Below are 22396 nucleotides of genomic sequence, written 5' to 3'. Positions count from 1 at the left end.
AGGAACGGTTACGGGGCGGGTGGCCGGCCGGTGAGGGGCACCGCGCCGCCGGCCGGCCCGTGCGGGTCACCGCGCCGGCGGGACGCCCGTGAGGAAGCCGCGCAACAGGGCCGCGGTACCGCAGCAGTGCTCCCGCATCACCTCGCGCGCCCCGTCCGCGTCCCCCTCCAGTACCGCTTCCACCAGCGCGGTGTGCTGCGCCTGCGAGTGCTCCAGGTTGCGCACCAGCAGCGGGATGCAGTCCAGCAGGTCGTTGACGGTCGCCCGGACGGCCGCGTACTGCGCGGCGAGCGTGGCCGAGCCCGACAGTTCGGCCAGCGTGAGGTGCAGCAGCGTGTCCCGCCGCCGGTAGTCGGCGAGCGGCGCGTCGTGCGTGGCGGCCAGCGCCGCGCGCAGCCGCTCCGCCTCCTCCCCGGCCAGCCCGTACCCGGCGCACAGCCCGGCGGCGCCCACCTCCAGCACCTCGCGGAAGCGCAGCGTGTCCTCGACGTCGACCCGCTCGACACGGCGGCGCAGCTCGTCCTCGCCGGGTGTCTCGGCGCGCTCCCGTACGAACGTGCCGCCGTACCGGCCGCGTCTGCTGACCACCAGGCCCTCGTCCTGCAGCACCTTCAGCACCTCGCGCAGGGTGACCCGGCTGATCTGCAGCCGCTCGGCCAGTTCGCGCTCGGCCGGCAGCCGTTCGCCCTGGGGGACCAGCCCCAGCCGCACGATCTGGAGTATCTGCTCCAGCGCCTCCTCGAACCCGTTGCCCGCCCGCACCGGGCGCAGCACCGGCGCCAGCCGGTCCGCCGCTCCGTCCACCGCAACCCCTTCCCAACCAATGGTTCGTGTGCCTACCTTATGACCTCCGGATGCAGCGACAGGAGGCACCACCGTGGCAGACCGCACGCCCCCGCTCTCGGTCGAGGAGCTGAGAAGGCTCGTCGACGCCGGAGAGATCGACACTGTCGTCCTCGCCTTCACCGATATGCAAGGCAGGCTCCAGGGCAAGCGGTTCGCCGCCCGGTTCTTCCTCGACGACGTCCTGGCCCACGGCTCGGAAGGGTGCAACTACCTCCTCGCCGTCGACGTCGACCTCAACACCGTCGACGGCTACGAGATGTCCTCCTGGGAGCGCGGCTACGGCGACTTCTGCATGCACGGCGACACCGCGACGCTCCGCCGCACCCCCTGGAGCCCCGGCACCGCGCTGCTCACCGCCGACCTCGCCTGGCACGACGGCAGCCCCGTCGCCGCCTCCCCGCGGCAGATCCTCCGCCGCCAGCTGGACCGGCTCGCCGAGCGCGGCTGGCGCGCGTACGCCGGTACCGAGCTGGAGTTCATGGTCTTCAAGGACACCTACGAGGACGCGTGGCGGCGTGGATACCGGGACATGAGCCCGGCGAACCTCTACAACGTCGACTACTCCGTGCTCGGCACCAGCCGGGTCGAGCCGCTGCTGCGCCGCATCCGCAACGAGATGGGCGCCGCCGGGATGACGGTGGAGTCCGCCAAGGGCGAGTGCAACCTCGGCCAGCACGAGATCGCCTTCCGCTACGACGAGGCGCTCACCACCTGCGACCAGCACGCCGTCTACAAGACCGGCGCCAAGGAGATCGCCGCCCAGGAGGGCATGGCGCTCACCTTCATGGCGAAGTACGACGAGCGCGAGGGCAACTCCTGCCACATCCACCTCTCGCTGCGCGACGAGGACGGCACGCCCGTGCTGGCCGACACGGACGGCGAGTACGGCATGTCGCCCCTGATGCGGCACTTCCTCGCCGGACAGATCGCCGCCATGCGCGACTTCACCCTGCTGTACGCGCCGAACATCAACTCCTACAAGCGCTTCCGGCCCGGCTCCTTCGCGCCCACCGCGGTCGCCTGGGGCCCGGACAACCGCACCTGCGCGCTCCGCGTCATCGGCCACGGCCACGCCCACCGCTTCGAGAACCGCCTCCCCGGCGGCGACGTGAACCCCTACCTCGCCGTGGCCGGCATGGTCGCGGCCGGGCTGTACGGCATAGAGCACAAGCTGGAGCTGCCGGACGCCTGTACCGGCAACGCGTACACCGGCGACGCCGAGCACGTGCCCACGACGCTCCGCGAGGCCGCCGACCTGTGGGAGAAGAGCCCGATCGCGCGCGCCGCCTTCGGTGACGAGGTCGTCGCGCACTACCTCCACATGGCCCGGGTGGAGCTCGACGCCTACGACTCCGCCGTGACCGACTGGGAGCGGTTCCGCTCCTTCGAACGCATGTGAGGACCAGTCACTTGCCCTCCGAGCACCAGATCCTGAACCCGGCCACCGAAGAGGTCATCGCGACCGTCCCGGCCACCACCCCCGACCAGGTCGACGCCGCCGTCGCCCGGGCCGCCAAGGCCCAGGCGCAGTGGGCGGCGCTCGCCCCCGGCGACCGCGCCCGGCTGCTGCGCCGCTTCGCCGCCGCCGTCGACACCCACCTCGAAGAGCTCGCCCAGCTGGAGGTACGGGAGGCCGGCCACCCCGTCGGCAACGCGCGCTGGGAGGCCGGCAACGCCCGCGACCTGCTCGAATACGCGGCCGGCGGCATCGAGCGGCTGACCGGCGCGCAGATCCCCGTCGCCGGTGGCCTGAACCTCACGCTCCACGAACCGCTCGGCGTCGTCGCCGTCATCGCGCCGTGGAACTTCCCGATGCCCATCGCCGCCTGGGGCACCGCCCCCGCCCTCGCCGCGGGCAACGCCGTCCTCCTCAAGCCCGCCGAGACCACCCCGCTCACCGCCCTCCGCCTCGCCGAACTGGGCCTCGCAGCGGGCCTGCCCGAGGGCCTGTTCCAGGTACTCCCCGGCGCCGGGCCCGTCGCGGGCAACGCGCTGGTCGAGCACCCCGGCGTCGCCAAGGTCGTCTTCACCGGCTCCACCGGCGTCGGCAAGCAGATCATGGCCAAGTGCGCCGCCGGAGTGAAGCGGGTGACGCTCGAACTCGGCGGCAAGAGCCCCAACATCGTCTTCGCCGACGCCGACATCGAGAAGGCCGCGGCCGCCGCGCCCGGCTCCTTCCTCGACAACACAGGCCAGGACTGCTGCGCCCGCAGCCGCATCCTCGTCCAGCGGTCCGTGTACGACCGGTTCCTGGAACTGCTGGAGCCCGCGGTCAAGGCCGTGACCGTCGGCGACCCGGCCGACCCCGCCACCGGCATGGGCCCGCTGATCTCCGCCGCCCAGCGCGACCGCGTACGGTCCTACGTCCCCGACGGCGCCCCGGTCGCCATCCGCGGCGAGGCGCCCGAGGGCAAGGGCTTCTGGTACCCGGCGACCGTCCTGGAGGGACGGCCCGAGGACCGCGCGGCCACCGAGGAGATCTTCGGCCCGGTCGCCGTCGTGCTGCCCTTCGAGGACGAGGCCGAGGCCGTACGCCTCGCCAACGCCACCGACTACGGCCTCTCCGGCTCGATCTGGACCCGCGACGTGGGCCGGGCGCTGCGCGTCTCCGGCGCGGTCGCCGCCGGCAACCTCTCCGTCAACTCGCACAGCAGCGTCCGCTACTGGACCCCGTTCGGCGGCTACAAGCAGTCCGGGCTCGGCCGGGAGCTGGGCCCCGACGCGCTCGCCGCCTTCACCGAGACCAAGAACGTCTTCATCAGCACCGAGGAGCAGTGACATGACCGACCGGACCGCCGAGACCCCCGTCTGCCGCCGACTGGTCGGCCGTACCGCCGTCATCACCGGTGCCGGCAGCGGCATCGGCCTCGCCACCGCCCGCCGGCTGGCCTCCGAGGGTGCGAACGTCGTCTGCGCCGACATCGACGAGACCGCCGGCAAGGCCGCGGCCGCCGAGGTCGGCGGCCTCTTCGTCCAGGTCGACGTCACCGACGAGGGCCAGGTCGAGGCGCTGTTCAAGACCGCGTACGACACCTACGGCTCGGTCGACGTGGCCTTCAACAACGCCGGCATCTCGCCGCCCGAGGACGACTCCATCCTGACCACCGGGCTGGACGCCTGGAAGCGGGTCCAGGACGTCAACCTCACCTCCGTCTACCTGTGCTGCAAGTACGCCCTCCCGTACATGCAGCGGCAGGGCAAGGGCTCCATCATCAACACCGCCTCCTTCGTCGCCGTCATGGGCGCCGCCACCTCCCAGATCAGCTACACCGCGTCCAAGGGCGGCGTGCTGTCGATGTCCCGCGAGCTGGGCGTCCAGTTCGCCCGCGAGGGCATCCGGGTGAACGCGCTGTGCCCCGGGCCCGTCAACACGCCGCTGCTCAAGGAGCTGTTCGCCAAGGACCCGGAGCGGGCGGCGCGCCGCCTGGTGCACGTGCCGGCGGGCCGGTTCGCCGAGCCCGAGGAGATGGCCGCCGCGGTCGCCTTCCTCGCCAGCGACGACTCCTCGTTCGTCAATGCGGCCGAATTCCTCGTCGACGGCGGCATCGCCGGGGCGTACGTCACGCCGGTGTAAGCAACGTGTAAGGCGCACGGGTATGGTTTCCCGATCATGACCGGGCCGGCGGTGGCGTGCCGCCGGCCCGGCCGGGTCCGCCCCGGCCCGCACCGTCAAGGAGGACGCATGCGCATCCGGCACACCCTCGCGCCGGCCCTGGCCCTGGCCGTCACCGCAGGCCTGGCCGCCGCCGTGCCCGCCACCGCGGCACCGGCAGCCCCCACGGCCCGGCAGGCCGGCTGCCCGCAGCTGTCGAAGAGCCTGAAGTGGTACGGCACCAACCGCGACAAGCTCCAGCGCACCATCGACGAACGCGGCGTCTGCTCCCACCCCGGACTGGCGCACGGCCACGGACAGCGCCCCGTCGCCGCCTTCGACTGGGACAACACCCTCACCAAGAACGACGTCACCGACGCGACGCTCGTCTGGTCCCTGCAGCACGACAAGATCCTCCGCCCGGCCCACTGGCGCGACACCAGCAAGTGGCTCACCCCGGCCGCCGACCGCGCCCTCACCAAGGCCTGCGGCACCGATGTCCCGGTCGGCGCGCCGCTGAACACCTCCACCGACACCGCCTGCGCCGACGAGATCTTCTCCATCCGCGACGAGGCGGAGACGGCGGACGGCGCCGAGGCCTTCGCCGGCACCTGGAACCACCGGCGCACCGTCCCCCAGTACGCCTGGATCCCGCAGCTGTTCGCCGGCCACACCGTCGCCGAGCTGCGCTCCTACGCCGCGGCGGCGCGCAAGCGCGCCCTCGCCGCGCCGATCGGCAGCGAGGACAAGGTCGGCAGCCACACCGTCCCCGGCTACGTGCGCTACTACGACCAGCAGCGCGACCTGGTCCGCACCCTGAAGCGCGCCGGCTTCGACGTCTACATCGTCTCGGCCGGGTCCGAGCCGGTCACCGAGGTCTGGTCGAAGGGCATCGGCATCGACAAGCAGCACACCATCGCCATCCGCAGTGTCCTCGACGAGCACGGCCGCATCACGTACGAGAACGAAGGCTGCGGCGGCATCGGGCGGAACAAGGGCGAGGCCATCCCGTACGTCGACGGCAAGCGCTGCTGGGTCAACCAGGAGATCTTCGGCATCAAGGGCGCCAAGGCCTGGCAGCGGCAGGACTTCGCCCACCGCATCGCGCTGGGCGGCGGTGACGCGGACACCGACGTCACCTTCGTCGGCGACGCCACCGGCGCGCACCTCGTGCTGAACCGCAACAAGAACGAGTTCATGTGCCGGGCCTACGACAACGCCGACGGACGCTGGGTGGTCAACCCCATGTTCATCGAGCCGCTGCCGCGCAAGTCCGGCACGTACCCCTGCTCCACCGCCGCGAACATCGAGCCGGAGGGCGGCTTCGGGCCGGTCCGCCGCGCCGACGGCAGCGTGGTGCCCGACCAGCGGGACAGTGTGTACGGCGGCTGATTCCGGCCATACAGTGTCCGGCGTGAGCATGACGACACCGCCGGGCTGGTACCCGGACCCCGGGCACACGGGCGACGGCCCGGCCCCCGAACGCTGGTGGGACGGCTCGGCGTGGACCGGCCACACCCGCGCGGCACAGGCCGCACCGGCGGCGTACGGCTCTCCGCAGCAACAGGAGACGCCTGGTGCCTACGGGTACCCGCAGCAGCAGCCGGGCTACGGGTACCCGCAGGCCGCGCCGGGCGGGTTCGGCCCCGCACAGCCCGGCGGCCCCGGTCAGGGCGGCGGTGGCGGGAAGCGCGGGCCGATGATCCTCGCGATCACCGGTGCCGTGGCCGCGGTGGCCGCCCTCGGCGTCGTCCTCGCCGTCACCCTCGGCGGCGGCGACCCGCAGGACGATCCGAAGCCCGCTCCGACGGCGAGCAGGAGCACGAGCCCCTCGCCCGAGCCGTCCACGAGCTCGGCGGCGCCCGGGCCGGTGCCCACCGACGACGAGGACACCCTCGTCGACGCCCTGAACAGCATCGCCATCCCGGTGCTCGACGGCTGGCGCAAGGAAGAGTTCGGCAACGACATCGACATGTACATCGGGCCGTACTACTGCAAGGGCGCGCCCAGCAAGCAGTGCATGCGCGGCAAGGTCCTGTCCGAGACGGCGTCCGGCTTCTCCGAGACCACCGCCGAGGGCATCGCCAAGGCCGACATCGAGAAGAACATCGAGGCGACCTACGGCAAGGGCCCGTACGGCGACAAGGACTACTACGGCGGCATCGAGAACCACGAGGAGCTGCGGTCGGAGAAGGTGACCGTCGCGGGCCGGCAGGGCTACCTGGTGCGCTGGAAGGTCACCAACAAGAAGGGCCCGGACGGCATCGCGCAGTCCGTCGCCTTCCCCTCGCCCGGTGGCTCCGGCTCGATGGTCGTGGTGCGCTTCACCTTCGACGTCGGCGGCCAGGCCCCGCCGCTCGCCGACATGGACAGGATCCTCGAAGGGATCAAGCCGACGGCATGACCGGTACGGGGCGGTCCGGTTCCGCCCCGTACCCCCCGCCTACAGGAACGTGTGCCCCTCGCCGCGGTACGTCGGCACGGTCGCCACCACCCGGTCCCCGTCGACCAGCCGCAGCGCGTCGAACCGCTCGCACAGCTCACCGGCCTTGGCGTGCCGGAACCACACCTTGTCGCCCACCCGCAGCCGGTCGGCGGCCGCGCCCAGCAGCGGCGTCTGCACCTCACCCGCCCCCTCCTGCGGGTCGTACGCCAGCCCCGCCGGCAGATACGGTTCCGGCAGCCGGTCGGCGCCCGCCGCACCCGACGCGGGATAACCCCCGCCCAGCACGGTCACCACGCCGGGCCCCGGCCGGCGCACCACCGGCTGCGCGAACAGCGCCGCCGGCCGCCCGCTGAACGAGCGGAAGTTGTCGAACAGCCGCGGCACGTACAGCCCCGACCCGGCCGCGACCTCCGTCACCGCCGCCTCCGCCGCGGTGCCCTGCACGCTGCCCGTGCCGCCGCCGTTGACGAACTCCAGGTCCGGCGCCTCGGCCCGGACGGCCCGCACCGCCTCCCAGCGGCGCCGCGCCAGCTCCTTGCGCGCCGCGGCCTGCATGACGCGCACCGAGCGCGAGAACAGCGGCCGCCCCGCCACCGCGTCGCCCACGCCCGCCACATGGCCCTCGTACGCCATCAGGCCGACGACCTTGAAGCCCGGCCGGCGCGCCACCAGCCGAGCGAATTCAGCCAGTTGTGCGGGCTCCCGCAGCGGCGAACGGCGCGCCCCCACCCGCATCCGCCCGCCCGCGGCACGGAAGGACGTGTCCAGCTCCAGGCACACCCGGATCTCCGCCCGGCCCCCGGCCCGCGCCGCGTCGATCAACTCCAGCTGCGCCACGTCGTCCACCATCACCGTCACCGCGGCGGCCAGCTTCGGATCGTCCGCCAGCTCGGCGAACGCCCCCCGGTCCGCCGAGGGGTAGGCCAGCAGGATGTCGGAGAAGCCGGAGCGGGCCAGCCACAGCGACTCCGCGAGCGTGAAGCTCATGATCCCGGCGAACCCGTCCCGCGCCAGCACGCGTTCCAGCAGGGCCCGGCAGCGGACGGACTTGCTCGCGACCCGTACGGGCTTGCCGTGCGCGCGGCGCACCAGATCCGCGGCATTGGCATCGAACGCCGCGAGGTCGACGATGGCCAGCGGCGCGTCGAGGTGAGCGGTGGCCCGGTCGTAACGGGCGCCGAGTGCGGGGGAATCGGAGGTGAACCGGTTCATGACGGCAGCCTGCCAGACGCCATTACCGCAGGGTAGGGGAGAGATCGCGACAGACCGGACACAGCCCGGCGACCGGTACCGGACACGAGTTGCGGCCGGGGGCGCGACAGCCCGTAAAGTGGCGCAGGCCGCGGCCCGCAGACCCGCGGCACCAGGTCTGATCCATACCGTCCCGCCCGGCATGCCGCCGCCCGGGCACGGGACCGAACTGCGCGAGGGGGAGCGCGGGTGAGCACCGAAGCGAATTACGTCGGCCCGCGCCGCTCGTCCCGGATACCCCCGCCACCCCCGTACCGCCCGGAAGCGGCCCCGTCCGCGCCGGCCACCTCCGACGCCGCCCCGGACGACGCCGCGCAGGGCCGCGGCGCCGCGCCGCCCCGGCCCGCGGTGCCGCCGAAGCCCAGCCGCCCCGCGCCGCCCGGCTACCCGGACACCGCGTCCTTCCACCTCGCCCGCGCGGCGGCCACCTGGCACCGCGCGAAGGGCACCAAGGCACCGGCCACGAAGACCGTGCCGGAGCCCGCGGCCCCGACGGCAGCGGAAACGTCCCCCCAGGAACCGCCCGCCGCGCGCGCACCGCTGCCGCCCGAACGTGGCACCGTCACACCTCCCGGACACCCCGTCCCGCCCGGTGCCACGCCGCCGCGCCGCCCGGCCGTACGCAAGGCCGTCGCCGCCGCCTGCCTCGTCCTCGGCCTCGGCCTCATCGGCGGGGCCGCGGCCGGCAGCTGGCTCGCCGGGGAACCCGGCGACGGCCAGGCGACGGCCGCCACGTTCGCCGGCACCCGCGGCCTGTGGCACAGCGTCCCCGTGAACACCCTCTTCCCGCGCACCCTGCGCGGCACGGCGGCCGGCCCCGGCGGCGCCGACCGCACCTGGCACCGGATCGCGGTCGCGCCCGACAGCGGCTGCGCCAAGGCCTTCGACCCGCTGCTCGCCAAGGCGCTGGCCCCGGCCGGCTGCAAGCGGCTGCTGCGCGCCGACTACGTGGACGCCACCCACAGCAGCGTGATCACCGTCGGAGTGGTCACCACGAGGACCGACCCGGCCGGGATGCGCGCCCTGAACCAGCGGTTCACCACCGAGCGGCTGGCCGGCCGCCGGGACCTGATGCCCCGCCCGTACACCGCGCCCGGCACCCTCGCCGCGGGCTTCGGCCCTGAGCAGCGCGCCAGCTGGAGCATCCAGGTGCTGCCCGACGCGCCGCTCGTCGTCTACGCCGTCTCCGGCTTCGCCGACGGCCGCGAGGTGGCCACCCCGGAACCGGCGAGCGAGGCCACCGAGACCGGCGCCACCTCGGCGCCCGCCCAGTCCGGGCTCGGCCACGACGCCGCCGGGGTCGCCGACCGCATCGAACACACCTTCCGCACCCAGGCGGCCGAGGCCGCGGAGGCAGCCGAATGACCCGCGCCCGCCGCGCCCTCGCGGCCGCCCTCACCGCCACCGCCCTGGCCCTCGCGACCCCGCCCGCGCACGCCGACGGCATACGGACACAGGAATGGGCCCTGAACGCCCTGCACGTCGACGACGCCTGGCGGACCACCAAGGGCGCGGGCATCACCGTCGCCGTCCTCGACACCGGCGTCGACGCCACCCACCCCGACCTGAAGGGACAGGTCCTGCCCGGCAAGGACCTCATCGGCTTCGGCGCCGAACGCGGCGACAAGACCTGGGCGGGCCACGGCACCGCCATGTCCGGCATCATCGCCGGGCACGGCCACGGCCACGACAACGCCGACGGCGTCCTCGGCATCGCCCCCGAAGCGAAGATCCTCCCCGTCCGGGTGATCCTCGAAGACGCCGACCCGCAGCGCAAGAAGGCCCGCACCGAGCGGGCCGACGCCCTCGCCGACGGCATCCGCTGGGCCGCCGACCACGGCGCCGACGTCATCAACCTCTCCCTCGGCGACGACAGCGACTCCGCCCACCCCGAACCGCGCGAGGACGCCGCCGTCCAGTACGCCCTCGCCAAGGGCGTCCCGGTCGTCGCCTCGGCGGGCAACGGCGGGGAAAAGGGCGACCACGTCTCCTACCCGGCCGCCTACCCGGGCGTGATCGCGGTGACCGCGGTGGACAAGTACGGCTCCCGGGCCCCCTTCTCCACCCGCCGCTGGTACGCCACGGTCAGCGCACCCGGCGTGAACGTCGTCATCGCCAACCCGGACCGCAAGTACTACGAGGGCTGGGGCACCAGCGCCGCAGCCGCGTACGTCTCCGGCGCCGTGGCACTGGTCCGCGCGGCGCACCCCGACCTGAAGCCCGCCCAGATCAAGCAGCTCCTCACCGAGACAGCCCAGGACAGCCCCGAGGAGGGCCGCAACGACGACCTGGGCGCCGGCCTGGTGAACCCCGCAGCAGCCATCGAGAAGGGCGCCCCCACAAAACCGGCCTCCGACACCCGCACGACATACACCGAGCACTACTTCGGCCCGGGCCCGACCGCGTCCGCCGGAGCCACCGGCGGCTCCTGGCTCCCCTGGACAGCAACCATCGCCGGCACAGCCCTGGTGACAACAGCACTCCTCCTCTGGCGCCGCCGCACCTGACCACCCAGCTCGGCCCCCACCCACCTGTTTCCCACCCACCCGCGGAGGGCCGGCACCGCACCCGATCACACCCAGCCCGTCCGGCGCTTGAGGACAACCGTCGACGGGGCGCTCCCGACGAAACCGCACCGCCGGGCACCGCCCGAAACCAAGCCTCACCCTGCCGATAGGCTCGACCCGTGGACCTGAAGAACATCCCCAACCCCGGCTTCTCCGACGACACCGGCACAGCCGACCCCGAACTGGCCGCGGCCCTCGCCGCCTGGTCGGAGGACCGTTCCACCGAGCCCCGCCTCCTCGCCGCCCTCCGCGGCGCACGGCTGCTCGTACCGGTGGTGGCCCTGCTGGGCGAGGTGGAGACCGGCCCGGACGGGCTGAAGCGCGAGAAGACCAGCGACATGGCCGTGCCGACCCTCCAGGCCCCGGACGGCCGCCGCGCGCTGCCCGCCTTCACGTCCATGGAGACCCTGCACCGCTGGCGCCCGGACGCCCGTCCGGTCGCCGTCCCGCTGGAGCAGGCGCTGCTCGCCGCGGCCCACGAGAAGGCCGACACCGTCGTCATCGACCTCGCGGGCCCCGTGACGTACCCGCTCACCGGTGCGGCCCTGCGCGCCCTCGCCGAGGGCCGGGAGACCGCCGACCCGCTCGCCGACCCCGCGGTCACCGAGGCGCTCCGGGCCGTGCTCGCCGCGGAGCCGGGCGTCCGGGTCGCCCATCTGGCGCCGTCCGCCGACACCGATGCCACGCTGGCCCTCGGCCTCGTCCCCGACGCCCCGGCCGGCGAGGTCGCGCAGCGCGTGGCCACCGCGCTGGCCTCGGACGACGTCCTGCGCGAGCGCCTCGTACGCGGCCTCGACCTGGCCCTCCTGCCGCCGGACGCGGCCCCTGAGGGCGAAGCCCTCTTCGCCCGCTGACCCCGGCCCGCAAGGGCCACCGGGCCACCGGGCCACCGAGCCACCGGACCACCGGACCACCGAGCCACCGGCCGTCACCGAACCCCGGCCCGTACAGGGCCGCAGCCTCCCCGATCCGCACCCGCCGCCCGCTGCCCGCCCAGGGCTCCGCCCGAGGGCCCGGTCGGCCCCCGCCGAGAGGCGAGCCTCTCGCGGGCACCGCACAATCGCAGCAGGTGCAAGATCCCTTCGAGGAAGGCCCCTACATGGACACCCCGGAGACCCGCTCGGTCGTATCCGAGTTCCTCGGCACGCTGCTCCTGGTGTTCTTCGCGGTCGGCGCTGCCGTGCTGGCCGGGGAGTACATCGGGACCTTCGGCATCGCCCTGTCCTTCGGCTTCACCCTGCTGGCCCTGGCCTACGCGCTCGGCCCCATCTCGGGCTGCCACGTCAACCCCGCGGTGACGCTCGGCATGCTCATCGCCCACCGCATCACCCTCCGCACGGCCGTCGAGTACTGGATCGCCCAGCTGCTGGGCGGCATCGTCGGTGCCGCGATCCTCTTCCTGGTGGCCAAGCAGGTGCCGGGCCTGAAGACCGACGGCGCCTTCGGCAGCAACGGCTTCGGTGACCGCTCGGCGGTGCACATCAACCTCGGCGGTGCGTTCGTCGCCGAGATCGTGCTCACCTTCCTGCTGGTCTTCGTGGTCCTCGCGGTCACCCACAAGGTGGCCCTGGTCGGCTTCGACGGCCTGGCCATCGGTATCGCGCTGGCCACCGTCCACCTCATCGGCATCCCGCTCACGGGTACGTCCGTGAACCCGGCCCGCAGCTTCGGCCCGGCGCTCTTCGCGGGCGGCGGCGCGCTCTCGCAGCTGTGGCTGTTCATCGTCGCGCCGCTGATCGGCGGCGTGCTGGCGGCACTGGCGCACCGGCTCACGCACACCCCGTACAGCCCGCTGCGGCCCCCGGCCGACCAGGAGCCTCCGGCGGACGAACGCGCGGCGCTCTGACCACCGAGGCGCCCCGCTGCAGGCGCCCCGCTACAGGCGCCCCGCTGCAGGCGCCCCGCGACAACAGTGGCCCCCTGATCCACGTGGATCAGGGGGCCACCGGCGTCTCCCGAGGGCGGCGCGCCGCCCATGGCGGACCGCTCAGCCGAACACCGGCCCGGTGAACTTCTCGCCGGGCCCCTGGCCCGGCTCGTCCGGCACCACCGACGCCTCGCGGAACGCCAGCTGCAGCGACTTCAGCCCGTCCCGGAGCGGCGCGGCGTGGTACGAGCCGATCTCGGTGGCGCTGGCGGTGACCAGCCCGGCCAGCGCGTGGATGAGCTTGCGTGCCTCGTCCAGGTCCTTGTGCTGCTCGCCTTCCTCGGCGAGGCCGAGGTTGACCGCGGCCGAGCTCATCAGGTGCACCGCGACCGTGGTGATCACCTCGACGGCGGGCACGTCGGCGATGTCGCGGGTCATCGCGTCGAAGTCCGCGGGCTGCGCGTCCGGGGCGGCTGCGGGGTCGGAGGAGGGAGGGGTGGCGTCGCTCATGGCTCTCTATCTGTCCGTACGATCGGTGCGCCCGCTCCGTGCGGCCGGTGCGCTGCCCTCAGACTAGGCCCCGGCGCCCCCGCGCCCGCGTGAGGGGCACTCGGTACCGGTGCCGGATGCATTCGGCGTACACGCAGGGGCCGTGCCCGCGTACGCCCGGTACAGGCCCCGCCCGGGTCATGTACTATTGACTACGACCGGCCGGTCACGTACGTGTCCGGCCCACAAGTGGAGGCTCCGATCTCCCACCCGATTCCAGCCCTCAGGGCAGGCGGGTCAGCGGTCAGGCTGCGCCCCGCGGTGACTTCGCGGCGGTGCTCCCCGATCTTTTGAGGAGCCCCGCCTGTGTCCCGTCCGGGGCGTTTTTCGTGCTTTCGGCGAGGGTGGTCACACCGAACAGACGTTACGCGGCTGTCCGCCAGGCGGTCGTGTGGTGCTTACCGAGGAGGATCCATCAGCGCCGAGCCCCGCATCAACGACCGGATTCGCGTCCCCGAGGTGCGACTCGTCGGTCCCAGTGGCGAGCAGGTCGGCATTGTGCCGCTTGCCAAGGCCCTGGAGCTTGCGCAGGAGTACGACCTCGACCTGGTCGAGGTGGCGGCGAACGCCCGTCCGCCGGTCTGCAAGCTCATGGACTACGGAAAGTTCAAGTACGAGTCGGCCATGAAGGCCCGTGAAGCGCGCAAGAACCAGGCGCACACGGTCATCAAGGAGATGAAGCTCCGGCCGAAGATCGACCCGCACGACTACGACACCAAGAAGGGTCACGTCGTCCGGTTCCTCAAGCAGGGTGACAAGGTCAAGATCACGATCATGTTCCGTGGTCGCGAGCAGTCCCGGCCGGAGCTCGGCTACCGGCTGCTGCAGCGGCTCGCGGAGGACGTCCAGGACCTCGGTTTCGTCGAGTCGAACCCGAAGCAGGACGGCCGGAACATGATCATGGTCCTCGGTCCGCACAAGAAGAAGACCGAGGCGATGGCCGAGGCCCGTGAGGCGCAGGCCGCCCGCAAGGCGGAGCGCCAGGGTGCTGCTTCCGAGCAGGCCGCCGAGGAGCCCGCCGAGGCGTGATTCCAGGGTGCTGCCCCGGATCAGCGCCGGGGACACCGCCCCGGACACCAATCGATACATCTGACGCTCCCATATGCCGGCCCACCGGTCGGCGGGAGCGCCACTGACGAGGAGAGAACGGCGCATGCCGAAGAACAAGACGCACAGCGGCTCCAGCAAGCGCTTCAAGGTCACCGGCTCCGGCAAGGTGCTGCGCGAGCGCGCCGGCAAGCGCCACCTGCTTGAGCACAAGTCGTCCAAGCTGACGCGTCGCCTCACCGGCAACGCCGAGATGGCCCCGGGCGACGCCAAGAAGATCAAGAAGCTTCTCGGCAAGTGAGTCGCCGCGCCCCTGAGAAGGCGGCGCGCGACCTCGACCGGGACCTGAATCGATTCGGGCCGTGTGAAGACCACCACGGCCCCGCTACAAGGAGTTAACAAGTGGCACGCGTCAAGCGGGCAGTCAACGCCCACAAGAAGCGCCGGGCGATCCTCGAGCAGGCCAGCGGCTACCGCGGCCAGCGGTCGCGTCTGTACCGCAAGGCGAAGGAGCAGGTCACCCACTCCCTCGTCTACAACTACAACGACCGCAAGAAGCGCAAGGGCGACTTCCGTCAGCTGTGGATCCAGCGCATCAACGCCGCTGCCCGCGCCAACGGCATGACCTACAACCGCTTCATCCAGGGTCTGAAGGCCGCCAACATCGAGGTGGACCGCAAGATCCTGGCCGACCTCGCGGTCAACGACCAGAACGCGTTCGCCGCGCTGGTCGAGGTGGCGCAGAAGGCGCTGCCGAGCGACGTGAACGCTCCCAAGGCTGCCTGAACCACAGCCTGAGGCAGTTGTCGCGCGGACCCGCAGGCCCCGGCCTGCGGGTCCGCCGCCGTTTCCACCCCCGGTATCCCCCGGTACCCCCTCCGTACGCACGTTCCGCAGAAGTGAGCCGCCGCCCATGGGCACCCCCGAGCTGATCTCCCCGCGTTCCGCACGCGTCGCCGCAGCGCGGCGGCTGGCCCGCCGCAACTTCCGCGGCAAGGAGCGCCGGTTCATCGCCGAGGGCCCGCAGGCGGTCAGAGAGGCCGTACGGCACAGCGGCGACGGCGAGCCGACCCTGATCGAGGTCTTCGCCACGCCCGAGGCCGCCGAGCGGCACGCGGGCATCGTGGCGGCGGCCCGCGCGGCCGGGGTGCGGGTCCTGTTCGCCGACGACGACACCATCGCCGACCTCTCGCAGACGGTCACCCCGCAGGGCCTGGTCGGCGTCTGCCGCTTCCTGGACTCGCCCTTCGAGGAGATCCTGGCCGCCCGGCCCAAGCTCGTCGCGGTGCTCGCCAACGTCCGCGACCCCGGTAACGCCGGTACGGTGCTGCGCTGCGCGGACGCCGCGGGCGCCGACGCGGTGGTGCTCACCGACGCCTCCGTCGACCTCTACAACCCCAAGTCGGTGCGGGCCTCGGTCGGCTCGATCTTCCATCTGCCGGTGGCCGTCGGCGTGCCGGTCGAGCGGGTCGTGGCGGGGCTCAAGGGCGTGGGCGTACGCATCCTGGCCGCGGACGGCGCCGGCGCCGACGACCTGGACGCCGAGCTGGACGCGGGCACCATGGGCGGACCGTCGGCCTGGGTCTTCGGCAACGAGGCCTGGGGCCTGCCGGAGGAGACCCGGGCGCTGGCCGACGCGGTGGTGCGGGTGCCCATCCACGGCAAGGCCGAGAGCCTCAACCTCGCGACCGCCGCCGCGGTGTGCCTCTACGCCTCCGCGCGCGCCCAGCGCACGGCCGGAGGGTGCCGCTCCGGCGCCGCGGGCTAGTAGGGTTGCGGGCCCAGGACCCGGGAGGGGGCAGGGGGTAGCGGGATGAATGTGAGGACTTCCGGCGCACGCGCATCCGTCGTGGACATCTGTCTCTCGGGTGATCCCGGTGAGAACCCTCCGCTCCCGTACGACCCGGCAGCCACGGCCGCCGGGCTGGATCCGGACGACCTCCCCGACGGCCTCGTGGTGGCCGACGAGACGGGCCGGGTGGTCTGCTTCAACGCCGCCGCGGCGCGGCTGACCGCCGTGGACCCCGCGGACGCGCTCGGGGTGCCGCTGGAGAGTGCCCTGCCGTTGCAGGACATGGAGGGCCGCCGCTGGTGGCAGCTGACCGATCCGTACGGCGGGCTGGCCATCCGTACCGGCCAGCCGGAGCGCAATCTGCTGCTCGGCGGGCGTGAGCTGCTGGTCTCCGCGCGGTACGTGCGCCCGCGGCCGCTGGAGCCGGTACGGCGGCTGGTCATCACGCTGCGCGGCACCGAGGCGCGCCGCCGTACGGAGCTGAGTCACGCCGAGCTGATCGCGACCGTCGCGCACGAGCTGCGGTCGCCGCTGACGTCGGTGAAGGGCTTCACCGCGACGCTGCTGCAGAAGTGGGAGCGGTTCACCGACGACCAGAAGCGGCTGATGCTGGAGACCGTCGACGCCGACGCCAACCGGGTGACGCGGCTGATCGCGGAGCTGCTGGACATCTCACGGATCGACTCCGGGCGCCTGGAGGTCCGGCGGCAGCGGGTCGACATGATCTCGGCGGTACGCCGGCACGTGCAGGCGCAGACGACGGCGGGCCAGCGGCCCGACCGCTTCCTGATCCGGATGCGGGAACCGCTGCCGGAGCTGTGGGCCGATCCGGACAAGATCGACCAGGTACTGGGCAACCTGCTGGAAAACGCGGTGCGGCACGGCGAGGGAACGGTGACAATCGAGGTAGCGCCTTCGTTCTCCGCCCCGCCCGAGCGGGAACGCACCGGGACGACCGTCACGGTGAGCGACGAGGGCCCCGGCATCCCGGAGGATTCGATGAACCGCGTCTTCACCCGCTTCTGGCGGGGCAGCAAGCGCGGTGGCACCGGCCTGGGGCTCTACATCGTCAAGGGCATCGTCGAGGCCCACGGCGGCACGATCACGGTCGGCCGGGCCCCGGCCGGCGGCGCGCAGTTCCGATTTACCCTGCCCGTCGGTGCCCCGGCCTTCATGGGCTGACCGGGTCCGACGGGCGCTGTCCTCCCTGGGGCGCCGGTGAGGCGTGGCCGCGGTGCCCCTTAGACTTGACCTTTGGCACCTTTGGCACTCAAGCGTCGGGGGCAAGCCGCGCGCCAAGACCATCGGAAGCACGGGAAGAGATGTCCGCACCCAATAAGTCGTACGACCCTGTCGAGGTCGAGGCACTGAAACCGGAACAGATCGAACGCATGCGGGACGAGGCGCTCGCCGCGTTCGCCGCCGCCGGTGACCTCGACGCACTCGCCCAGGCGAAGACCGCGCACACCGGCGGGACCTCGCCGCTCGCGCTCGCCAACCGGGAGATCGGCGCCCTGCCCCCGCACGCCAAGGCGGAGGCCGGCAAGCGCGTCGGCCAGGCCCGCGGCCAGGTGAACCAGGCCCTCAAGGCCCGCCAGGAGGAGCTGGAGGCCGAGCGGGACGCCCGCGTGCTGGTCGAGGAGGCGGTGGACGTCACGCTGCCGTACGACCGCGTACAGGCCGGGGCCCGGCACCCGCTCACCACCCTCTCGGAGCGCATCGAGGACGTCTTCGTGGCGATGGGCTACTCCGTCGCCGAGGGCCCCGAGGTGGAGTCGGAGTGGCTGAACTTCGACGCGCTGAACATCGCCCCGGACCACCCGGCCCGCACGATGCAGGACACCTTCTTCGTCGAGTCGGCCGCCGACGGCGAGAAGGAGACCGGTGTGGTGCTGCGTACGCACACCTCGCCGGTGCAGATCCGCTCGATGCTGGACCGTGAGCCGCCGCTGTACGTGATCTGCCCGGGCCGCGTCTACCGCACCGACGAGCTGGACGCCACCCACACCCCGGTCTTCACCCAGGTCGAGCTGCTCGCCATCGACGAGGGCCTGACCATGGCCGACCTCAAGGGCACGCTGGACCACATGGTTCAGGCGCTGTTCGGCGAGGGCATGCAGACCCGGCTGCGGCCGAACTACTTCCCGTTCACCGAGCCGTCCGCCGAGATGGACATGGTGTGCTACGTGTGCCGTGGCGCGTCCGTGGGCAATCCGGACGCGCCCTGCCGCACCTGCTCCAGCGAGGGCTGGATCGAGCTGGGCGGCTGCGGCATGGTCAACCCGCGGGTGCTGACGGCCTGCGGCGTCGACCCGGAGAAGTACAGCGGATTCGCCTTCGGGTTCGGCATCGAGCGGATGCTGATGTTCCGCCACAACGTCGAGGACATGCGAGACATGGTCGAGGGTGACGTGCGCTTCACCCGGCCTTTCGGGATGGAGATCTGATGCGGGTCCCGCTTTCTTGGCTGCGGGAGTACGTCGACCTGCCGGCCGGTGAGACCGGTCGTGACGTGCAGGCCAAGCTGATTGCCTCCGGTCTGGAGGTGGAGACCGTCGAGCAGCTGGGCGCCGGGCTCGAAGGTCCGCTGGTCGTCGGCCAGGTGCTGACGATCGAGGAGCTGGAGGGCTTCAAGAAGCCGATCCGGTTCTGCACGGTCGACGTCGGCCAGGCCAACGGCACGGGCGAGCCGCAGGAGATCGTCTGCGGCGCCCGTAACTTCGCCGTCGGCGACAAGGTCGTCGTGGTCCTCCCGGGCGCCACGCTGCCCGGCGACTTCAAGATCTCCGCGCGCAAGACGTACGGCAAGGTCTCGCACGGCATGATCTGCTCCGGTGACGAGCTGGGCATGGGCGACGACGGCTCCGGCGGCATCATCGTGCTGCCGCCGGAGTACGAGGTCGGCACCGACGCGATCGAGCTGCTGCAGCTCGTCGACGAGGTGCTGGACATCGCCGTCACCCCGGACCGCGGCTACTGCCTGTCCATGCGCGGCGTGGCCCGCGAGACGGCGACCGCGTACGGCCTGCCGCTGCGCGACCCGGCGCTGCTGGACGTGCCGCCGCCGAACTCCTACGGCTACCCGGTCAAGATCTCCGACCCGTTCGGCTGCGACCGCTTCACGGCCCGTACGGTCGTCGGTCTCCAGCCGGAGGCGCGCTCGCCGATCTGGCTCAAGCGCCGCCTGCAGAAGGCCGGCATGCGGCCGATCTCGCTGGCCGTCGACGTCACGAACTACGTGATGCTGGAGCTGGGCCAGCCGCTGCACGCGTACGACCGGTCCCTCGTCGAGGGCACGATCGGCGTGCGCCGCGCCGAGCCCGGCGAGCAGATCGTCACGCTCGACGGCACGAAGCGCGTCCTGGACGCCGAGGACCTGGTCATCACCGACAACCGCGGGCCGATCGGCCTGGCGGGCGTCATGGGCGGCGCCAACACCGAGATCGCCGACCACGTGGAGGGCCAGGGCACGACCGAGGTCGTCATCGAGGCCGCGCACTTCAACCCGCTGTCGATCGCGCGCACGGCCCGCCGTCACAAGCTGTCCTCCGAGGCGTCCCGGCGCTTCGAGCGCGGCGTCGACCCCGAGGCCGCGTCCGCCGCCGCGCAGCGGACCGTCGACCTGCTCGTGCTGCTCGCGGGCGGCACCGCCGAGGCCGGCGTGACCGAGATCGTGGCGCCCAGCGCGCCCCGCTCGATCACCATCCCGGCGAACCACCCCGACAAGGTCGCGGGCGTGACGTACGGCCGGGAGACCGTCGTGCGCCGCCTCCAGCAGGTCGGCTGTGATGTGTACGGCCAGGACGAGCTGGTCGTGACGGTGCCGTCCTGGCGCCCTGACCTGACCGACCCGAACGACCTCGCCGAGGAGGTCATCCGGCTGGAGGGCTACGAGAACCTGCCCTCCACGCTGCCGACGCCGCCCGCGGGCCGTGGCCTGACCGAGCGGCAGCGGCTGCACCGCCGGGCCGGCCGCGCGCTGGCCGGTGCCGGGTACGTCGAGGCGCTGAACTACCCCTTCATCGGCGAGACGGTCCTGGACCAGCTCGGCATCGAGGCGGACGATCCGCGTCGCCGCACGGTGAAGCTGGCCAACCCGCTCTCCGACGAGGAGCCCTCGCTCCGTACGACGCTGCTGCCGGGCCTGCTGTCCGCGCTGCGGCGCAACGACGGCCGCGGCTCGCACGACCTGGCGCTCTTCGAGACGGGCCTGGTCTTCCGGCCGACCGGTGACGAGAAGCCGGCCGCCCGGCTGCCCGTCGACCGCCGTCCGACCGACGCGGAGATCGCCGCGCTGAACGGTGCGCTGCCCGAGCAGCCGCGCCGCGCCGCCGTGGTCCTCGCGGGCGCCCGCGAGCAGGCCGGCTGGTGGGGCAAGGGCCGCCCGGCGACCTGGGCCGACGCCGTCGAGGCCGGCCGCCTGGTGGCGCGTGAGGCGGGCGTCGAGCTGATCGTCCGCCAGGACCAGCACGCGCCCTGGCACCCGGGCCGGTGCGCCGCGCTGCTCGCCGTCGTGGACGGCGAGGAGGTGCTCGTCGGCAACGCCGGTGAGCTGCACCCGCGTGTCGTCAAGGCGCTCGGCCTGCCGGAGCGCACCTGCGCGATGGAGATCGACCTGGACCGCCTGGAGCGGGCCGGCGGCGGCACGGTCCCCGCGCCGCGGATCTCCACCTTCCCGGTCGCCACCCAGGACGTCGCGCTGATCGTCGACTCCGCGGTCCCGGCCGCCGACGTCGAGTCCGCGCTGCGGGCCGGGGCCGGTGACCTGCTGGAGGACCTGCGGCTGTTCGACGTCTTCACCGGCGAGCAGCTCGGCGAGGGCAAGAAGTCGCTGGCGTACGCGCTGCGCTTCCGCGCCCCGGACCGCACCCTGAAGGCCGACGAGGCCTCCGCGGCCCGTGACGCCGCGGTGGCGGCGGCCGTCGAGCGGACGGGCGCGAGCCTGCGCGCGTAAGAAGCACCCGAAGCGGGTGGCGGTACCGGTCTCGGCCGGGCCGCCACCCGCTTTTCCGTGCCCTGCTCCGGCCGGACGGCGTCAACACCGCTCATCACACGATCGGGTGAGAGGGAAGCGGGGCGTGGCCGGGCCGCCACCGGGCGTCGCCAGAATCGATCACGCACGCGGACAGGCGACGGCACGGCCGAGGGGGAGCATCCGGATGATCCGCACCTCGGCGCGGCAGTGCGGCCGGGTCCGCCGCCGGCTTCCGGTGCGGCACCCCCTGCCGCCGGTGGCGGGCGAGACGCATGCCGGCTTCGCGCTCCGGCTCTTCGTCCTCGTGCTCCCCGGCCTCTGGGTGGCCGGAGTCCTCGCCTGGGAGCTGGCCGGCTCCGGCCACGGTCAGCTGCTCCAGCTCCTCGCCGCGGCCCCCGCCATCGCCTGCGCCGGCACCGGCCGCCGGGTGTGCGTGATGCTCAGTGGGGTGTGCGCCCTGCTGGCGCTGGTCCCCTTCGGCCCGGGGAGCGGGACCGTGCCGCCCGCCACCCGCGCGGGCACCTGCGCCGCCGTCCTCGCCGTGATCGTGGCCGGCTGTCTGACGGCGGGCCGCCGGGCGCGGCTGCTCCGTGAGCTCGACCGCACCCGCGACATCGCGGAGGCGGCCCAGCGGCTCGTGCTGCGCCCGCTGCCGGACCGGCTCGGCGGCGTCCGGGTCGGCGCCGGCCACCTGTCGGCCGGCGAGGGCGCGCTGATCGGCGGGGACCTGTACGACGCGGTGCCGACGCGGTACGGCCTGCGGGTGATCATCGGCGACGTACGCGGCCACGGCCTGGCGGCGATCGGCACGGTCTCGGTCATGCTCGGCTGCTTCCGCGAGGCCGCCCACGACGAGCCGGGGCTGGCGGGCGTGCTGCGGCGCCTGGACCGCACGCTGGCCCGGCACCTGGCGGAGCGGGCCCGCGCCGAACACCCGGCGGCGGGCGGCCCCGCGCCGGGCAGCCCGGCGGCGGAGGAGTTCGTCACGGTCCTCCTGCTCCAGCTCGCACCCGGAGGCGAGTACACGGCGCTGAACTGCGGCCATCCGTGGCCGTATCGGTTCGGCGGACGCACGGCCGAGCCGGCCGCCGACACCGAACCGCTGCCCCCGCTGGGCCTGTTCCCGCTCCCGGACCGGCTCCCGCCGCTGTCCGGGCGGCTGGCCGGCGGCGAGGGGCTGCTGCTCTACACGGACGGCGCCGAGGACGCCCGCGACGCGCACGGGACGTTCTTCCCGTTCCGCGCCGAGCTGCTGGCGTGCCTGGCCGACACGGTGCCGGGCCCGCCCGCCCCCGGCGCCCTCGTCACCTCCGTACGCGACCGGATCGTCCGGCACGCGGGCGGCCGGCTCACCGACGACGTCGCCCTGCTGGCCCTCGCCCCCGGCTGCCCCCGCTCCGCCCGAGGTTTGACGGGGCGTCGGCCGGGTCAAGGGGAGCGTAGTCGTCTGATGTGACGGGGGAG

Annotated in this window: 19 protein-coding genes and 1 pseudogene; 17 read left to right on the top strand and 3 right to left on the bottom strand. The window is 73.2% G+C overall.

Annotated features, from left to right (window positions below):
- Positions 1-66: 66 nt before the first annotated feature.
- On the bottom strand, positions 67-804 hold the full coding sequence (locus AAC944_RS08390; protein ID WP_030616362.1) for a FadR/GntR family transcriptional regulator: 738 nt from the start codon (positions 802-804) through the stop codon (positions 67-69).
- 73 nt (positions 805-877) lie between these two features.
- On the opposite strand from AAC944_RS08390, the gene AAC944_RS08385 reads away from it, so the two are divergent.
- The 5 genes from AAC944_RS08385 to AAC944_RS08365 all read left to right on the top strand — a co-directional run bounded on the left by AAC944_RS08385 (position 878) and on the right by AAC944_RS08365 (position 6842).
- Entirely contained in the window at positions 878-2245 is a 1368-nt protein-coding gene (locus tag AAC944_RS08385) for a glutamine synthetase family protein (protein WP_030616359.1), read from the top strand.
- Positions 2246-2256: 11 nt separating this feature from the next.
- Complete coding sequence (locus tag AAC944_RS08380) at positions 2257-3624, top strand: aldehyde dehydrogenase family protein (protein WP_030616357.1); 1368 nt, start codon at positions 2257-2259, stop codon at positions 3622-3624.
- Between the two features lies 1 nt (position 3625).
- On the top strand, positions 3626-4420 hold the full coding sequence (locus tag AAC944_RS08375) for a 3-oxoacyl-ACP reductase (protein WP_030616354.1): 795 nt from the start codon (positions 3626-3628) through the stop codon (positions 4418-4420).
- 108 nt (positions 4421-4528) lie between these two features.
- Positions 4529-5830, top strand: coding sequence for an HAD family hydrolase (locus AAC944_RS08370; protein WP_030616351.1), 1302 nt, complete (start codon positions 4529-4531; stop codon positions 5828-5830).
- A gap of 28 nt (positions 5831-5858) precedes the next feature.
- Positions 5859-6842 carry a DUF2510 domain-containing protein gene (locus tag AAC944_RS08365; RefSeq protein WP_030616348.1) on the top strand — a complete coding sequence of 328 codons (984 nt, stop codon included), beginning with the start codon at positions 5859-5861 and terminating at the stop codon, positions 6840-6842.
- Positions 6843-6881: 39 nt separating this feature from the next.
- On the opposite strand, the gene AAC944_RS08360 is transcribed toward AAC944_RS08365, so the two are convergent.
- Complete coding sequence (locus AAC944_RS08360; protein WP_030616345.1) at positions 6882-8096, bottom strand: amino acid deaminase/aldolase; 1215 nt, start codon at positions 8094-8096, stop codon at positions 6882-6884.
- 228 nt (positions 8097-8324) lie between these two features.
- Between AAC944_RS08360 and AAC944_RS08355 the strand changes: the two genes are divergently transcribed.
- The 4 genes from AAC944_RS08355 to AAC944_RS08340 all read left to right on the top strand — a co-directional run bounded on the left by AAC944_RS08355 (position 8325) and on the right by AAC944_RS08340 (position 12548).
- Entirely contained in the window at positions 8325-9500 is a 1176-nt protein-coding gene (locus AAC944_RS08355) for a hypothetical protein (protein WP_196943042.1), read from the top strand.
- Positions 9497-10642 carry a type VII secretion-associated serine protease mycosin gene (gene mycP / locus AAC944_RS08350; RefSeq protein WP_030616338.1) on the top strand — a complete coding sequence of 382 codons (1146 nt, stop codon included), beginning with the start codon at positions 9497-9499 and terminating at the stop codon, positions 10640-10642. Before AAC944_RS08355 ends, mycP begins: the two co-directional genes overlap by 4 nt.
- Positions 10643-10821: 179 nt before the next feature.
- Positions 10822-11556 carry an SseB family protein gene (locus AAC944_RS08345; RefSeq protein ID WP_030616335.1) on the top strand — a complete coding sequence of 245 codons (735 nt, stop codon included), beginning with the start codon at positions 10822-10824 and terminating at the stop codon, positions 11554-11556.
- 245 nt (positions 11557-11801) lie between these two features.
- On the top strand, positions 11802-12548 hold the full coding sequence (locus AAC944_RS08340) for an MIP family channel protein (RefSeq protein WP_030616333.1): 747 nt from the start codon (positions 11802-11804) through the stop codon (positions 12546-12548).
- Positions 12549-12689: 141 nt separating this feature from the next.
- On the opposite strand, the gene AAC944_RS08335 is transcribed toward AAC944_RS08340, so the two are convergent.
- The gene (locus tag AAC944_RS08335; RefSeq protein WP_030616329.1) at positions 12690-13079 is read right to left on the bottom strand and encodes a DUF1844 domain-containing protein; all 390 of its coding nucleotides are present in this window, start codon (positions 13077-13079) and stop codon (positions 12690-12692) included.
- 428 nt (positions 13080-13507) lie between these two features.
- Between AAC944_RS08335 and infC the strand changes: the two are divergent.
- The 8 genes and pseudogenes from infC (at position 13508) to AAC944_RS08295 (ending at position 22388) form a co-directional block, all read left to right on the top strand.
- Positions 13508-14147, top strand: a pseudogene (gene infC, locus AAC944_RS08330) (translation initiation factor IF-3).
- Positions 14148-14271: 124 nt separating this feature from the next.
- Entirely contained in the window at positions 14272-14466 is a 195-nt protein-coding gene (gene rpmI / locus AAC944_RS08325) for a 50S ribosomal protein L35 (RefSeq protein WP_030616321.1), read from the top strand.
- 101 nt (positions 14467-14567) lie between these two features.
- Positions 14568-14951, top strand: a complete 384-nt coding sequence (rplT, locus tag AAC944_RS08320) for a 50S ribosomal protein L20 (protein ID WP_030616318.1) — start codon at positions 14568-14570, stop codon at positions 14949-14951.
- 127 nt (positions 14952-15078) lie between these two features.
- Positions 15079-15933 (top strand): TrmH family RNA methyltransferase, encoded by an 855-nt coding sequence (locus AAC944_RS08315; protein ID WP_030616315.1) that lies wholly within the window; start codon positions 15079-15081, stop codon positions 15931-15933.
- A gap of 45 nt (positions 15934-15978) precedes the next feature.
- Positions 15979-17139: a sensor histidine kinase gene (locus AAC944_RS08310; RefSeq protein ID WP_030616313.1), complete on the top strand. Its 1161-nt coding sequence runs from the start codon at positions 15979-15981 to the stop codon at positions 17137-17139.
- A gap of 140 nt (positions 17140-17279) precedes the next feature.
- Positions 17280-18404, top strand: coding sequence for a phenylalanine--tRNA ligase subunit alpha (pheS, locus tag AAC944_RS08305; protein ID WP_030616310.1), 1125 nt, complete (start codon positions 17280-17282; stop codon positions 18402-18404).
- Positions 18404-20911, top strand: a complete 2508-nt coding sequence (gene pheT / locus AAC944_RS08300; RefSeq protein WP_030616305.1) for a phenylalanine--tRNA ligase subunit beta — start codon at positions 18404-18406, stop codon at positions 20909-20911. Before pheS ends, pheT begins: the two co-directional genes overlap by 1 nt.
- A gap of 205 nt (positions 20912-21116) precedes the next feature.
- Positions 21117-22388, top strand: coding sequence for a PP2C family protein-serine/threonine phosphatase (locus AAC944_RS08295; protein WP_078888624.1), 1272 nt, complete (start codon positions 21117-21119; stop codon positions 22386-22388).
- Positions 22389-22396: the final 8 nt, after the last annotated feature.

It is taken from the genome of Streptomyces sclerotialus (assembly GCF_040907265.1).
In the GTDB taxonomy this organism is placed as follows: domain Bacteria; phylum Actinomycetota; class Actinomycetes; order Streptomycetales; family Streptomycetaceae; genus Streptomyces; species Streptomyces sclerotialus.
Note: the sequence above shows the minus strand (reverse complement) of the source record. Positions and strands in the feature narration are given on the sequence as shown.